We start from the raw sequence: 15,305 nt of genomic DNA on the forward strand, positions 1-15,305 counted from the left end.
GGATTACCGGGAGCATTGTGCGGAGCAGTTGCAAAGAGTGAGTGGGACGACCTATGATCGTTTGCGCAGCCGGCATGTCTCGGAGCACCAGGCTTGGTTTGAACGGATGGAGCTTGCGCTTTCCGGCAAGGATGGCGAGGACCGGAGCGCTGCCGACGGACGAGCGGCTTGCCCGCGTGAAGCAAGGAGAGGAGGATCCCGGGCTTACGGCTCTGTTCTTCCATTATGGCCGTTATTTGTTCATCGGCAGCAGCCGGCCGGGGAACCTTCCGGCCAATCTCCAAGGCATATGGAACGACGGCTACGTTCCGCCTTGGGATTCCAAATATACGATCAACATCAATATTCAAATGAATTACTGGCCCGCGGAAGTATGCAACCTGTCCGAGCTGCATTTGCCGCTGTTCGACCATTTGGACGCCATGCTGCCGAATGGCCGCGAAACCGCGAAGGTGAATTACGAAGCCCGCGGCTTTATGTGCCATCACAACACCGACCTGTGGGGCGATACCGCGCCGACCGATTTTGCCTGGGCAGGACTGTGGCAAATGGGAGCGGCCTGGCTCTGCTTCCATCTGTGGGAGCATTATACGTACAGCCTGGATAAGGAGTTCCTCGCTAAGCGCGCTTATCCGCTGATGAAGGAAGCGGCGCTGTTCATTCTGGACTTCTTGTTCGAGGACGAGCAAGGCCAGCTGAACCTCGGGCCGAGCGTATCGCCGGAGAACGGATTTAAGCTGCCGAACGGACAAACAGGGAGATTGTGCATCAATCCTGCTTCGGATATCCAGATCGCTAGAGGCCTCTTCAGCTTCTCCGCGAGGATAAGTGGGCCAATGCGGCAAGAGCCGCTCTGAAGCGGCGTTTGGAATACGGAGGCGGCGGAACTGGCTGGAGTCTTGCCTGGATTATCAGCTTATGGGCCCGCTTCGGGGAAGGCGACCGCGCGAACGAAATGATGACAAAGCTGTTGCGGGTCAGCACGGCTGATAACCTGCTGGATCTTCATCCGCCGCAAATTTTTCAAATCGACGGGAACCTCGGAGCGGCTGCAGGCATTCCCGAGATGCTGCTTCAATCCCATGAGGGTCGGATTCGGCTTCTCCCGGCGCTGCCGGCTTCGTGGTCCGGCGGCTATGTGAAGGGGCTGCGCGCCAGAGGAGGCTTTGAGATTGAGCTTTGATGGCACGATAACCGGCTGGAAGCGGGGGGAATCCGTTCGCTCGCCGGCGGGCTGTGCACGCTTCAATCGGAGCTTCCGCTGAACGTTACGAAGGAAGGTAAGCCGGTTGCTTTCACGTCGAATATTTCCGGGGAAATGGCCTTTGAAACGACGGCCGGAGCCGTATACGAAATAGTTCCAGCTTTATAATACAAATGAAGCCGTACGAAATAAAAACGCTGTTGATCGAGATGTAGCACAAAGCCGACCTGGGCAGGTCGGCTTTATCATCATTGCATCAGACAGGTGCTGTTGAACTTCGTTTAATAAACCGGGTGGGGATCAATGTCATTTTACGCTCTTGTCCCGGGGACTCCATGTTGGAGATCAATAGTTTGGCGGCTTCCTCACCCAGCCGGTATTCCTGCTGTTCCACGCAGGTTAAGGGCAGGGCGGCATGCTCGGCCGATTCGTACTCATCAAAGCATACCAGAGACATCTCCTCCGGCAGCTTTTTTCCAAGCTGATTCAGGACATGGATTACATCAAATGCCAATGCGTAATGGGCGGCGAAGCAAGCTGTGACATCCGGATTGCTTTGGAAAAAATGAGTTAATATTTCTACGTTGCCCGGGTCCGTTTTCCCCGACCTCCCTTTCAAACTCACCTGCAGCCGGTAATCGATTGGAAGAGAGGTTTCTCCAAGCGCTTTCTGATATCCGGTCAACCGATCTTCCAGGCTTGTCGTTTGAAGATCGGAATTGATATAGGCTATCCTCCGGTGACCTAATTTGATTAAATGGCTCGTTGCTTGGCGGGCGCCCTCCATATTGTCCGAGCAGACGCAATTGGTATCGACTCCCCGCAAATAACGGTCCACGACGACAAGCGGAAACCGGTCAAGGCTTAATTTTAATATATCCTCGTTATAGCTTTCATCCGCAACCGGATACACAATGATCCCGTCTACGCCAAATGAAATCATTTCTTGAAGCTTTTGCTTCTCGATTTCTTTCGAATCATGCGTCTTGCAAAAAAGCAAATGGTATCCATGCTTGGAAAGCTCGCTCTCGATGCCGCTTACGACGTTGGCCGTAAACCGGTTATCCAGCCGCGGCATGAGAAAAGCTACGATTTTTCCGGACCCCGGCTCCGAACCGGCGATTGGATCCGGTAACCTTGAAGTAAGAGTGCCTGATTGCACGAAGGATCCTTTGCCTCGTATCCGATAAATCGCGCCCTCGTCCACAAGCTCGCTCAATGCGCCTCGAACCGTTACGCGGCTTACCTGAAACTGCTCGGCAAGCTCATTTTCAGATGGAATTTGTTGATCCGGCAGCCAAACCTTTTGCTGGATCTGATCCAAGATATACTGACGTAATTGTTTATATAGAGGGGGCCTAGAATTTGAGGAGATCGGGTTCACGGCATTCACCTTTTTTAATGGAATTTGTTGGCTATAGATGGACTGAGTAATACAACTAATATAACAAGTTGTCGGCGATGTTGTAAACCATACTTGTACTTATTTACAATATATTAAATTGACTCTTACAGAGGATGTTTCTATAGTTGTATTATAAAGTGTTAGGACTTACATAATATAACTAATACAAGTTATGTAGGAGGCACAAGGCAAGCATGAGAAGAGGTCTTAGGCGACGGACGTGAGGCCGATTTTGCCGGCTCCGGACACCATAGAATATGGCTGGGGGTATCTGGAGGACTCCGCTCCCGGATGGTGGGTGATTCAAGTTACCGGTCCGGAGGTGCGGGCGGATTGGCATGTGCTGAACAAGGGAGTGCAGGGACAGCTTTGCTGGAAGCGGGGCGAGAAGGTCGTTATTACGAAGAGGCCGCCGTTCGAAGCAACCGGCGGGCGGCCGCTGCCCGAGCTGGCGGAGATTCGATCCGTCCGGCTTCGCGCCGCCGGGGACAGCTGCAGAACTCCGGACATTTACCGCGTTTCCTTGAACGGAACGGAAATCGGAATATTCCCAAGACTGGAATATTTCGATGCCCGCCAGTATTTGGAGATTGCGCCGGAGCATTGGCCGTTACTGAAAGGCAAGAACGAGCTTACGATTCATACGCCGGACGAACCGATGACGATCGGCGCTATAGTTTTGGAAGTGGAAACGGAAAAGGGCTGGGTTCGCAGCACGGTTTCGGATTATTACGCCAATACAAATAAATGGGACCGCTGGGGATCCAGTAATTTCGTTCAAATCACAGGGGGAGAACGTATCCGATTCGAGCTCTGTTTCGCAGAATGACATATATAAGGAGCGTGTAAATCTTGACGAACGATAAGACGACCGTACACGTGATTTCTCATAGCCATTGGGACCGCGAATGGTATCTTCCATTTGAGCAGCACAGAGCCCGGCTTGTACAATTGATGGATACGCTGATTGATTTGCTGCAGGGAGAGTCGGCGTTTCAAAGCTTTCATCTGGACGGGCAAACCATTATGTTGGACGATTATTTGGAAATTCGGCCGGAAAACAGTGCGAAGATAAAGGGTCTGATTCAGCAAGGGAAGCTGCACATCGGCCCATGGTATATACTTCAAGATGAATTTTTAACCAGCGGCGAAGCCAACCTCCGGAATTTACAAACCGGGCTCCGTATGGCCAAGGCATACGGTTCCGTATGCAGGATCGGTTATTTTCCGGATTCCTTCGGAAACATCGGGCAGGCTCCGCAAATTTTGCGCCAGGCGGGCATGGATTGCGCGGTGTTCGGCAGAGGGGTTAAGGCTACGGGGTTTAATAATCAAACGGAAGAGGCCGGGGGACAATTTCTATCCCCGTACTCGGAAATGCGGTGGCAATCTCCGGACGGCAGCAGCGTTCTCGGCATATTGTTCAGCAATTGGTATCATAACGGAATGGAAATTCCGGCAGAGAATGAGGCGGTGAGAGCTTATTGGGAAACCCGTATCCCAAAAGCCGAAAGGTATGCGTCTACCCCCCATCTTTTGTTTATGAACGGGTGTGACCACCAACCGGTTCAGACGAATCTGGCCGAAGCGCTGGAGCTTGCAAGAGAGCTGTTTCCCGAACTCGATTTTGTTCATTCCAACTTTGAGGAATACATCCAACGAGTAAAAGAACGGCTGCCTGCCCGCTTGACAACCATTACCGGCGAACTCAGAAGCCAGCGGACGGACGGCTGGGGAACCTTGGTAAACACGGCTTCTGCACGAATCTATATGAAACAACGGAATCAAACGTGTCAGGCCTTGCTCGAAAAGGTGGCGGAACCGCTGGCGGCGCTAGCGGCACGTCATGGACGTCCGTATCCGCATCATTTGTTAAATTATGCTTGGAAAACGCTGATGCAGAATCATCCCCATGACAGCATTTGCGGCTGCAGCATCGACGAAGTGCACCGAGAAATGATGACCCGATTCGAGAAGTCGCGTCAAGTGGCCGAGCTGGTGATTTCGGATAGCATGACATGCATTGCCGAACAGATAAATACTTCAGGATTTGCGTCTGATTCTGCGAAATCGGTGCCTTTCGCCGTATTTAATTCCACCGGCTGGAATAGAACAAACGCGGTCACCATCGAGCTGGATATTAAAAAGATCCGGTTCGATGGCCGGGATTCTTCGGAGATACGAAGCGAATTGGAAAATTTGTTTTTGGACAAAGGCGTACTCACCGACGCCAAGGGAGAGCGGCTGCCGTTTGTTATGGAGGATTTGGGAGTTCAGTTTTCGTACGAGCTCCCGGATAACGGTTTCAGGCAGCGATTCTGGTCGCGTCGAGTGCAGATCGCGTTCGAGGCTAACGATATTCCGGCCATGGGCTACCGGTCGTATGTGTTCCATCCTTTTGAAAGCCCGGAAGATGAGGCAGCAGGCTTCGGGATCCACCTGAAGGCACGCGAACGGGAAATGGAAAACGGGCACATCAAGGTGACGATCGCGGGGAACGGATCGCTGACTTTGCTTGATAAAGCGACCGGTGTCATCTTTAAAGACTTGTGCATTTACGAAGATGTTGGCGATCTCGGGAATGAATATATGTTTAAGCAAACCGAGGATGATGCTTTAACGACAGCGCGGCTGGAAGCCGACATTCGCCTTGCCGAATGCTCGCCGGTACGGGCCGTATTTGAGATCGTTCATGAATGGGAGCTGCCGGCTCAGGCGCATGCGGGCCACGAGGAGGACATCCGGAGGATGGTTCCTTTCCGTAAAAGAACGGGCGGGCGCAGCAAACAAAAAGTCCCGTTTACCGTGATTACCCGGGTTACGCTGGAAAACAATGCGAAAAGCGTCGCGATCTCCGTTTCGTTCGATAATCAGGCCAAGGATCATCGTCTTCGGGTACTGCTTCCAACCGAACTGTCATCGGAGACGCATTTTGCCGATTCGATATTTGAGATCGCGGAGCGTTCGAACGCGCCTTCTCCCGAATGGACCAATCCGAGCAACTGTCAGCATCAACAGGCCTTTATTGATGTTCGCGGGAAAGGAGCCGGCCTTGCTGTAGCCAACCGCGGACTTCCCGAGTATGAGATTCTGCGGGACGGACGCAATACCATCGCTCTCACCTTACTGCGGTCTGTGGCCGAGCTTGGAGATTGGGGGGTATTTCCTACTCCCGAAGCCCAATGCCTCGGAAATCATGAGCTTCACTTTGCCTTGATCCCTCATGGCGGCGAAGCGGCAGCATACGATGCCTATGCGGAGGCCTATCAATTCCAGGTGCCTTTGTTCGCAAAGCAGACAGGGGTCCACTCGGGACCGCTTCCTGGAGAAGCCGGCCTGTTTCGGTGGTCCGGTTCCGCACTCGGTTTATCGGCTCTGAAATGCAGCGAAGAGACGAATGATCTTATCGTCCGCTGGTTTAATATGTCCGGCGGCGAGGAACAGCTTGCTTTCGATTGCCCGAATGGAACGCAGTCCGTATATATGAGCAGCGTGCTCGAGGAAAGGGCGGAGCGTCTGCCATATGTATCCGGCGATGAATTGCGTTTGAGCCTATCTCCATTCCGCATTGTGACCCTTTCGCTTAACGGAAGCCATGAACCGGGAGGACGCCATGTCTTATAAACTGATTGCCGTAGATATGGACGGTACGCTGCTGAATAAGAATAAAGACATCTCGGAAGAAAATATCCGGGCCATCCGGGAAGCATCGGAATTGGGGATCAAGGTGATTTTGTCGACCGGGAGACCCATCGGAGAGGTCAGAAGCTATGCGCGAAAGCTGCAGCTGGATTTGCCTTTAGTGGTGAATAACGGCAGTGAAATCTGGAGCAACCCTGACAAGCTGCATCAAAGGTATGAACTGGAACCGGAACACATGATCGAAATGTTCGAGCTTATAGGGAAGTACGGAGAAGACCTTAATTATTGGGCGCATACCGTTGAGGGCTTGATTACTCGCGCCAATCATCCGGAGGATATCCGGAAGGTCCGGTGGCTCCAGTTTGCAATCCAAAGCAAGGATGTGTCGCGTTTATCGGAAATCCGGCAGCGGCTGGATGCTTGGCGGCGGTTTGAGCTCAGTAACTCGCATATTTCGAATGTCGAATGCAATCCTCCCGGAATCAGCAAGGCAAGCGGGTTACGGGAGGTGTGCGCGATGCTCGGCATTGAGGCGTCGGATACGGTGGCCATAGGAGACAGTCTTAATGATATACCGATGATACGCTTCGCGGGTCTGGGGGTAGCCATGGGGAATGCGCAGGAACCCGTAAAGCTTGCCGCGGATATTGTGGCTCCAAGTTATCACGAGGACGGCGTGGCAGCCGTGATCCAAAAATATTTGTTGGCTCCCTCAGGCCCCGCACCCATTGACGAATGAATCGGCATCCATGTACAACTTACCGCATGCTACGCGCCTTAGCCGAGCGGGCATACTCGGAAGGGGCCATGCCGGTCGTTTTCTTGAAATCCCTGGAGAAATAGTGAATGCTGGCATATCCGAGCAGCGCTGCAATTTCCGTCATGTTGTACGATTGCTCCCGCATGAGCGTCTTGGCCTCGTCGATCTTCAGCTGCTTGAAATATTCCAGTGCTCCGAGGCCGGTATGCGCCTGGAATATTTCCTTCAAGCGGCTTTTTCCAAGATGGGCCTCGCGGCAGAGCGTCTCCAGCGTGATTGAGGAGGAGAGGTTGCTCTTCATATACGCAATCAGCTGCTGTACAATACGCTGCTCCGCCTTCTCTTGCTGCATCGAGGTCAGCTTCGGGACGTCCTGCTTCGCCGCAGGGCTTGTCTGCCCCCGGATCAGACGGATCATGAGCGTCTCCAGATAGGCGCGGATCAGCTGCTCGGCGGCGAACGGCGCATGCGGGTTCGGGTGCAGCCGATGCTCCATGGGGTGGTCGAAGGGCGGAGTGAAAGCTTGGAGGCCCTCCTGCAAAATAAGCGACAACAGGTCACGCTCCGGGCTGCCCAGCTGCAGCACTGTTTGTTCAAGCACTTTCATAAACGGGGAATCGCATACAAACGAAACGACGAACAAATTAGGCGGCTTGTGCTGCTCTCCCACCTTGACGGTATGGAATTCCCCCGGCTTATGGAATATGATCATCCCCTGTTTCAGTAGGGCCGTTCGTTCGTCTGCGCGGACTTCCACCTCTCCTTTATCTACGTACAAGAACTCCCAGAAATCATGCTGCTCCCCTTCAAACCGGTAGCCTTTGGCAAATTCAAAGTAATGAAAGGATATCAGCTCGCGAATGGACAAGGATTCGGTCAATGCCGTCCTATCGAAAATCATGGGGGATCATCCTTTCGGAAAAGAAGCTGGAATCGTTTCAGCTATATAGGTTATTTCCTTGTATCATACCATGAAAGTGCAAAAAAATCGGCTTATTTGCTAAATGCGAAGAAAGCGGCTCCATTTATAATATGGACAGAAGGAACCACCTGTAATGAATGCTTTCGAGCTTAGAGCTCGTTTCCACGGGCCACATTATCGAGAAACAACATTAGTTAAAACTAGGAGGAATTCGCATGAAAAAAGGGATCAATATATGGTCGTTCTCCGGCGGAACGGATATCGCTTCTTGCATCGCGTTGGCCAAGGAAGCCGGCTTCGAGGGCATTGAGCTCGCGCTGAATGAAACCGGACCGCTAAGCCTGGAAAGCTCGGCGGAGGAGGTCCGGGGCTACCGCAAGCTGGCGGACGAGACCGGCATCGAGATGACTAGCCTGGCAAGCGGTTTATATTGGACGTACTCGCTGACCAGCAGCGAGGCTGCCAAACGCACAAAAGCACAGGATATCGTAAAGAAGCAGCTGGAGTTTGCGGAGGCGCTCGGCGTCGATACGATTCTGGTCGTTCCGGGTGCCGTCGGCGTCGACTTTATCCCAGGTTCCGAGGTCGTTCCGTACGACGCCGCCTACGAGTATGCCTTGGAGGGAATTTCCAAGCTGGCCGCGGACGCCGAGGCCCATCGGGTTTCGATCGGCATCGAGAATGTATGGAATAAATTTCTTCTCTCTCCGCTAGAAATGCGCGGTTTTATCGATAGCGTGAACTCGGCTTATGTCGGCGCTTACTTCGACGTTGGGAATGTGCTGTACTCGGGTTACCCGGAACATTGGATTCGGATTCTGGGCGAACGGATCAAGAAGGTGCATTTCAAGGATTACCGCCGCGAGGCTGGAGGCTTGTACGGTTTCGTCGATCTGCTCGCCGGAGATGTTAATTACCCCGAAGTCGTCAAGGCGCTGCAGGAAATCGGCTATGACGGCTACGTCATCGGCGAGATGATTCCCGGCTATACGCATCACGGCAATCAAATCGTATTCAATACTTCGGCATCGATGGATGCTATTTTGGGAAGGACGGTACGCTAATGCTAAGAATCGGATTAATCGGATTAGGTTTTATGGGTAGAGCCCATCTGGAAAATTACTTGCGTCTGGAGCGGGAGGGGGCCGACATTTACGTGGCCGCGCTGTGCGATGTCGATCCCGGGAAGCTGGAGGGACAGTCGTCCGGGGGCAACCTCGATGCAGGATCATCGGCCATTGATTTCAGCAGGTTCGTTAAATATACCTCGTTATCCGAAATGCTGGAGAAGGAGCAGCTGGATATGGTGGATATTACGCTGCCGACCTTCCTCCATCGGGAGGTTGCAGTGCAATGTTTAAACAGCGGCGTTCACGTGCTCTGCGAGAAGCCGATGGCGCTGAATTCGGAAGATTGCGAAGCGATGATCGAGGCGTCCGAACGAAAAGGGAAGCTGCTCATGATCGGACATTGCCTGCGGTTCTGGCCGGCTTACGTATATTTGAAGGATGTCGTGGATACGGGAACCTTCGGACAGGCCATGAGCGGGTATTTCTATCGGGGAGGCTCGACGCCGACCTGGGGTGGCTGGCTCACGCAGCGGGAGAAGAGCGGCGGCGCCATGGTCGATATGCATATCCATGACACCGATGTTATCAACTGGGTGTTCGGCATGCCGCAGGAGGTTTCCTCTCATGCGCGCATTATCATCCCGGGCAGCGGGTACGACGTCGTATCGACGCATTATAAATATGCCGACGGTAAAGTGATCAACGCGCAGGCGGACTGGACGCTTCAAGGAGATTACGGGTTTGAAATGGCATATCGGGTCAATTTCGAGCGCGGCAATCTCGTGTTTTCCGCAAACGAACTGAAAGTGAATCCGAACGATGCGCCGGGGTTTGTCGCTGAACTATCGCCTGAGCTTGGGTACTATTACCAGCTGCGCTACTTTGTTGAGTCGGTGATACAGCAGCGCCCTGTCACAACAGCATCGCCGGCAAGTACGATGGACAGCATCCGGATCCTCGAAGCGGAGCTTGAATCTGCGGACCGGAAGGGCGAATGGATTACTGTGAAGCTATAATAGGCTGAACCTGGCTAATTAGGCCGACCCGAGCTTCATCGGGCCGGTTTTTTATCTATATATCGGGGAAGTCCTAGGAACTTCCAGGATGACTATAGAGGAGCGGCGATAAATGAAGTATGATTGTAAGTATGTTGGGGAACAAGCGATTTCCGTGCCATGGGCGGAGCTTAAAGCGATTCCTCTTCGGGAGGTTGTCACCAGCGGCAGGCCCAAGCTTGAAACCCTGGTGAGAGCCTGCTGGACTGCGGAAGCGCTTCACATCCGATTCGAGTGTGAGGACGACCATACCGTCGCCACGATGAGCGGTCATGACGAACCGCTGTATCTGGAGGATGTCGTCGAGGTGTTCCTTGATTTGTCGGGCACGGGAGAGGTTTATTATGAGCTGGAGGTCAGCCCGCGGAACGTGATCTTCGACGCCGTCGTCCACAATGACCTTCAGGGCCGGATTACGGCTGATACGGCTTGGCATGCCGCTGGACTGCAAACCTCGGTGAAGAAGGAAACGGATTCGCTGCTCGTGTATGAGCTTGCGGTGCCTTTTTCAAGCCTGGGAGCAGCGCCGTCCCATGGAACACGGTGGCGTTGGAACGTTTATCGCATCGACGAGGATCTGCAGGGCGTACGCCACTACTCGGCCTGGTCGCCGACGGGAGCCGTTCAGTTTCATCTTCCCCGTTATTTTGGCAGCCTCGAATTCCAACGGTAGTTATTGCAGAAAAGGAGCGGATCATTTTTGAACAAGCAGCTTACCTTGGGTGTAGACCTCGGGGGAACAAATATCCGGGTAGCCCTGGTGGACCGGGAAGGCCGGGTTCAGGCCAAAGCCGTGCACAAGACGGAATCCGCACAGGGCGGAGAGCATGTAGTCCGCCGTGTGGAAGCGGCGATTGAAGAACTGCTTAACGACAATAAGGCGAAGCTTCCGGCTATCGCCGGCATCGGCATCGGCTCTGCCGGGCTTATCGATGTCAGAGAGAAGACGGTGCTGTATGCGGGGAATTTGGGCTGGAACAACGTACCGCTTGGCCGCCTCTTGGAGGAGAAGTTCCAGCTTCCCTTACGTCTGGCCAATGACGCGAATGCGGCGGCATTGGCCGAATGGCTGTGGGGTAAAGCTAAAGGCAAATCCAACCTGCTGCTGGTTTCCATCGGGACAGGGGTCGGAGGAGGCGTGATCAGCGGCGGCAGACTGCTTGAGGGTGTGGGCGGCGGGGCCTCCGAAATCGGCCACATGTCCGTCGACATCCACGGCCCCGAGTGCGGCTGCGGAAACCGCGGCTGTCTGGAGCTATATGCCTCCGGCACGGCGATCGGCCGCCGGGCGGAAGAGAGACGCGTCGCCGCGCTGGCCGAAGGCCGGGCGGGCATCCGTACCGCGCCTTGGCCGAGCGCAGTCGAGGTAAGGCAATCGGCTCTGGAGGGGGATGCCCTGGCTCAGGAAATCATTCAGGAAACCGCTTATTACCTGGGGATGGGCGTGGTGAACTTGATTCATCTGTTCAATCCCGAAGAGATCTTGTTTACTGGCGGCGTCATGGACTCGGAGACGTTCCTTCTTCCCGAAGTGATCGCAGCGATCAAGCAGCGCTGTATTCCGGCCTTATACAACCAGATTACGGGTATCGGCCTCGCCTCTTTAGGCGGGGAAGCCGGGCTGCTGGGCGCGGCCGGCCTTCATTTTGTCGAGGCTTAAGCTTTATTCAGTCTGCTCCTCGCCGGCTGTTTCTTCCGAAGCAAATCATCCGGAGCATCGCGCTTACGGGGCTTAATCCAGGGACCTGACGGTGTTTAATCCGTCAGGTTTTTGTCAGTTGATAAGAATTTATAAGTATTTCGCACTTATAGCTTCGCATCAACCTTGATAAACGCGCTGGTCCTTGTAAGACAAGGACGGCGTTGCCGTTTATCCTGGGTTGATAAGAATTTATAAGTATTTCGCACATATAGCTTCGCATCAACCTTGATAAACGCGCTGGTCCTTGTAAGACAAGGACCGCGTAGATGTTAATCCTGGTCCGGCACGCTCTCTTCCTCCGGTCGGGAGGATATTCTGAAACGGGCAGCGAATACATACAAAAAAACGAGAGGCGGATAGCTCTATGCTCGTTTGGTTTAAGCTTGCCTTGTTCCGGCTTCGTCCCAAAACGATTCGTAACCGCTTTCTCAGCGGCATGATCGCGCTCGCCATTCCTCCCTCGCTTTCGGAATGACGGCCGGTGCGGTGAAAGGATAAATCATCCGCAATCATCATTTTTGGAGGTGTCCCATGTTAGGCTTAAAGGTAACCCATGTCAAATGCGAGTACCGCACGGAGCTGTTAGGAACGGATGTTACAAAACCGCGGATCAGCTGGCGGCTCGAATCGCACCGGAGAGGCACGCTGCAGCAAGCTTACCGCATTCAGGTCGCCGTCCGGGTCCCGGACTTCGCCAGCCCGATCTGGGATACCGGCATCGTGGATTCCGAGGAGTCGCTATGACGGTCCGGCACTTGCTTCCCGTACACGCTATTACTATCGTGTGAAGGCTTGGGATAACTTCGGACGGGAGTCCGAGTGGGCGGACGCCGGTTGGTGGGAAACCGGGCTGCTCCACTCCGGGGAGTGGAAGGCCCGGTGGATCACGCCGGATCCGGACGAAATCAACCCTTTGTCGGAGGCGGCGTTTCTTCTGAGGAAGCGCTTTGAGCTGAGGAATGGCATTGCATCCGCCCGGATCTATGCCACCGCCGCGGGGCTGTATGAGCTGTATTTAAACGGCGTCCGCGTCGGGATCGACTTGTTAAGCCCGGGCTGGACCAGCTACAAGAACCGGCTGCAGTACCAGACCTATGACGTCACGGCCGCCCTTCAAGCGGGGCCAAATGCGCTGGGGATCATGCTGGCGGACGGCTGGTATAAAGGTACGATCGGGTTTACCGGCAACAGGCACCGTTACGGCGACCGGAGAGCCGCACTTCTTCAATTGCATGTCCACTACATAGACGGAACGGAAGAGCTGATCGGAACAGATACCGATTGGCTGGCAGCCACGGGAGCCGTACGATATTCCGAGATTTATCACGGTGAAACCTATGACGCCCGGTTGGAAATCGAGTACTGGAGCGGAGCGGACCTGAACGAGGAGGGCTGGAGGAGCGTCCTGGCTTTGGATCTGCCCTTCGAGCCTTTAACCGCACAGGAGAATTGGCCTGTCAGGGTGACCGAGACGGTACGTCCGATCGCGGTTCTTGTAACTCCCGCAGGCGATACCGTGTTGGACTACGGGCAGAACATGGTCGGCCGCATCAGTCTCGTGCTGAACGGAGCTGCCGCCGGTACGCGCATTGTGCTTAAGCACGCCGAAGTGCTCGACAAGAACGGCAACATTTATTTCGGCAATCTGCGTTCGGCCAAGCAGACGGTGGAATATATCGCGAAGGGGCGGGAGACGGAGGTTTATGCGTCGCACTTCACCTTCCAGGGCTTCCGTTACGTCAAGGTCGAGGGCTATCCGGATCAAGACAAGGGACTTGACCCGGATTGTTTTATCGGCGAAGTGATTCACTCGGACATGGAGAGCGCAGGGGGCTTCGAGTGTTCGCATCCGCTGGTGAACCAGCTGCAGAGCAACATCCGTTGGGGACAGCGCGGCAATTTCGTCGATGTGCCGACCGACTGCCCTCAGCGCGATGAACGGCTCGGTTGGACGGGTGACGCTCAGGTGTTTATCCGTACCGCCTTGTTTAATTACCAGGGAGGTCCCTTTTTTACAAAATGGCTGCGAGACCTCAAGGCGGAGCAGCTGCCGGACGGCGGGGTGCCTTATGTGATCCCCGATGTGGCGGACGGAGCCTCTTCAGCGGCCTGGGGAGATGCGGCGGTCATATGTCCGTGGACAGTATATCAATGCTACGGGGATAAGCGTCTGCTCGCCGAGCAATATGAGAGCATGAAAGCTTGGGTGGAGTACATCCGCGCCCAGGGCGACAACGAGCTCCTCTGGAACACCGGCTTTCATTTCGGCGATTGGCTCGGCCTGGATGCCAAGGAAGGAAGCTACATCGGGGCGACGCCTCGGGATCTGATCGCGACCGCCTTTTACGCCTATTCCACCCGGCTGCTGAGAGATGCCGCGGCCGTGCTTGGGAAAGCCGGGGACGAACGCGCCTACGGAGAGCTGCTGGATCAGATAAAGGGAGAATTTAACCGGGAATTCGTGACCCCGCTCGGACGCCTTGCTTCGCCAACGCAAACCGCGCATGTGCTCGCCCTCATGTTCGATCTCGTCCCGGATGCCGTGCGGGGGCGCATAGCGGCCGAATTGAACCGGATGATCATCGAGAACGAATACCATTTGACGACCGGTTTCGTCGGAACGCCCTATCTTTGCTTTGCGTTATCGAATAACGGTTATCACCAGACGGCCGTCCGCCTGCTTGTTCAAGAAAGCTATCCCGGTTGGCTGTACTCGGTTGCACAGGGGGCGACTACGATTTGGGAGCATTGGGACGGCATCAAGCCCGACGGTTCGTTCTGGAGCGACGACATGAACTCCTATAATCATTACGCGTACGGCACCATCGGCGATTGGATGTACAGAGTCATAGCGGGACTGGGCATGGAGGAGACGCGGCCCGGCTATAAGGAGATCCGGATCGATCCGTTCTTCGCCGGAGGCCACCTGACCTATGCCCGGGCGGTTCATCAATCGATGCACGGCACCATCGTATCCGGCTGGAGGGTGGGAGGAGCGCGGGTTGAGGTCGAGACGGAGATTCCGGCGAATACGACGGCTGTGATCGTATTGCGCGGGGCGGCGGCAGAAGGCCTGCGCGAAGGGAACCAAGCTTTGGCGCTGGCGGAAGGCATTCAGTCGATCCGTGAGGAGAACGGGGCCGTCCTGCTCAAGGTCGGGTCAGGTTCGTACCGTTTTGTGTACGACAACCCGGCTCTGGTCCGCAGCGCTTTCAATGAAGATACGGTCATCATGGACCTGCTGGATCATGAAGAAGCGAGGAAGGTGCTGATCAAGCATGTTCCAAGCTTCGGCAACGAGCAGACGACGCAGTTCGTAAAGATGCTGACGCTCTCGAAGCTGACGGAAACGCCGTTCGCCAAGGTGACGGCCAGTCAAATCGAATCGATCGTAGAGGAACTCTCTTCGATCGGTTAGCGGAAGAAGCGGACTGCCCATCACTTCAGGCTTATGCGCCGGAAATGCATTCCAACTCCGAAGGACTCCAAGCGAGTCCTTTTTTTGCTTTGAACAGTATTTGTAATGTAAATAATAAATTTGTATT

The 15,305-nt window shown here is 54.4% G+C and carries 10 protein-coding genes and 2 pseudogenes; 10 read left to right on the forward strand and 2 right to left on the reverse strand.

The genetic code is table 11. The features are described 5' to 3' along the window. Positions 1-53: 53 nt before the first annotated feature. Complete coding sequence (locus tag O9H85_RS05165; RefSeq protein ID WP_269880545.1) at positions 54-857, forward strand: glycosyl hydrolase family 95 catalytic domain-containing protein; 804 nt, start codon at positions 54-56, stop codon at positions 855-857. A 20-nt stretch (positions 858-877) separates the two neighbouring features. Further along, a pseudogene (locus O9H85_RS37685) lies at positions 878-1,372 on the forward strand (glycoside hydrolase family 95-like protein); the annotation flags it as partial. Between the two features lie 88 nt (positions 1,373-1,460). On the opposite strand, the gene O9H85_RS05175 reads toward O9H85_RS37685, so the two are convergent. Beyond that, positions 1,461-2,597 carry a GntR family transcriptional regulator gene (locus O9H85_RS05175; protein ID WP_333474167.1) on the reverse strand — a complete coding sequence of 379 codons (1,137 nt, stop codon included), beginning with the start codon at positions 2,595-2,597 and terminating at the stop codon, positions 1,461-1,463. Positions 2,598-2,829: 232 nt separating this feature from the next. On the opposite strand from O9H85_RS05175, the gene O9H85_RS05180 reads away from it, so the two are divergent. From O9H85_RS05180 to O9H85_RS05190, 3 genes are read left to right on the forward strand one after another with little or no spacing between them, the layout of a single operon-like run. Beyond that, entirely contained in the window at positions 2,830-3,438 is a 609-nt protein-coding gene (locus O9H85_RS05180; RefSeq protein ID WP_269880222.1) for a hypothetical protein, read from the forward strand. 23 nt (positions 3,439-3,461) lie between these two features. After that, positions 3,462-6,233, forward strand: coding sequence for an alpha-mannosidase (locus O9H85_RS05185; protein WP_269880223.1), 2,772 nt, complete (start codon positions 3,462-3,464; stop codon positions 6,231-6,233). After that, positions 6,223-6,990, forward strand: coding sequence for an HAD family hydrolase (locus O9H85_RS05190; RefSeq protein WP_269880224.1), 768 nt, complete (start codon positions 6,223-6,225; stop codon positions 6,988-6,990). The genes O9H85_RS05185 and O9H85_RS05190 overlap by 11 nt, the downstream gene beginning before the upstream one ends. A gap of 19 nt (positions 6,991-7,009) precedes the next feature. Here the strand turns inward: O9H85_RS05190 and O9H85_RS05195 are convergent, their stop codons facing one another. Then, positions 7,010-7,912: an AraC family transcriptional regulator gene (locus O9H85_RS05195; RefSeq protein ID WP_269880225.1), complete on the reverse strand. Its 903-nt coding sequence runs from the start codon at positions 7,910-7,912 to the stop codon at positions 7,010-7,012. Between the two features lie 236 nt (positions 7,913-8,148). Between O9H85_RS05195 and O9H85_RS05200 the strand changes: the two genes are divergently transcribed. The 5 genes and pseudogenes from O9H85_RS05200 to O9H85_RS05220 all read left to right on the forward strand — a co-directional run bounded on the left by O9H85_RS05200 (position 8,149) and on the right by O9H85_RS05220 (position 15,178). Beyond that, entirely contained in the window at positions 8,149-8,997 is an 849-nt protein-coding gene (locus tag O9H85_RS05200; RefSeq protein WP_269880226.1) for a sugar phosphate isomerase/epimerase family protein, read from the forward strand. Continuing rightward, a complete protein-coding gene (locus O9H85_RS05205) occupies positions 8,997-10,019 on the forward strand; it encodes a Gfo/Idh/MocA family protein (RefSeq protein ID WP_269880227.1) in 1,023 nt (340 codons plus the stop codon). The genes O9H85_RS05200 and O9H85_RS05205 overlap by 1 nt, the downstream gene beginning before the upstream one ends. 112 nt (positions 10,020-10,131) lie before the next feature. After that, positions 10,132-10,731: a carbohydrate-binding family 9-like protein gene (locus tag O9H85_RS05210; RefSeq protein ID WP_269880228.1), complete on the forward strand. Its 600-nt coding sequence runs from the start codon at positions 10,132-10,134 to the stop codon at positions 10,729-10,731. A 27-nt stretch (positions 10,732-10,758) separates the two neighbouring features. Further along, positions 10,759-11,718 (forward strand): ROK family protein, encoded by a 960-nt coding sequence (locus O9H85_RS05215; protein WP_269880229.1) that lies wholly within the window; start codon positions 10,759-10,761, stop codon positions 11,716-11,718. 573 nt (positions 11,719-12,291) lie between these two features. Beyond that, a pseudogene (locus O9H85_RS05220) lies at positions 12,292-15,178 on the forward strand (family 78 glycoside hydrolase catalytic domain). The last annotated feature ends 127 nt before the right edge of the window (positions 15,179-15,305 follow it).

It is taken from the genome of Paenibacillus gyeongsangnamensis, assembly GCF_027533625.1.
GTDB classification, from domain to species: domain Bacteria; phylum Bacillota; class Bacilli; order Paenibacillales; family NBRC-103111; genus Paenibacillus_G; species Paenibacillus_G gyeongsangnamensis.

Excerpts from the sequence above, each read along its gene's own strand:
- O9H85_RS05210 (WP_269880228.1), top strand. The coding sequence starts at position 10,132 with ATGAAGTATGATTGTAAGTATGTTGGGGAACAAGCGATTTCCGTGCCA.
- O9H85_RS05195 (WP_269880225.1), bottom strand. The coding sequence starts at position 7,912 with ATGATTTTCGATAGGACGGCATTGACCGAATCCTTGTCCATTCGCGAG.
- O9H85_RS05205 (WP_269880227.1), top strand. The coding sequence starts at position 8,997 with ATGCTAAGAATCGGATTAATCGGATTAGGTTTTATGGGTAGAGCCCAT.
- O9H85_RS05200 (WP_269880226.1), top strand. The coding sequence starts at position 8,149 with ATGAAAAAAGGGATCAATATATGGTCGTTCTCCGGCGGAACGGATATC.
- O9H85_RS05165 (WP_269880545.1), top strand. The coding sequence starts at position 54 with ATGATCGTTTGCGCAGCCGGCATGTCTCGGAGCACCAGGCTTGGTTTG.
- O9H85_RS05190 (WP_269880224.1), top strand. The coding sequence starts at position 6,223 with ATGTCTTATAAACTGATTGCCGTAGATATGGACGGTACGCTGCTGAAT.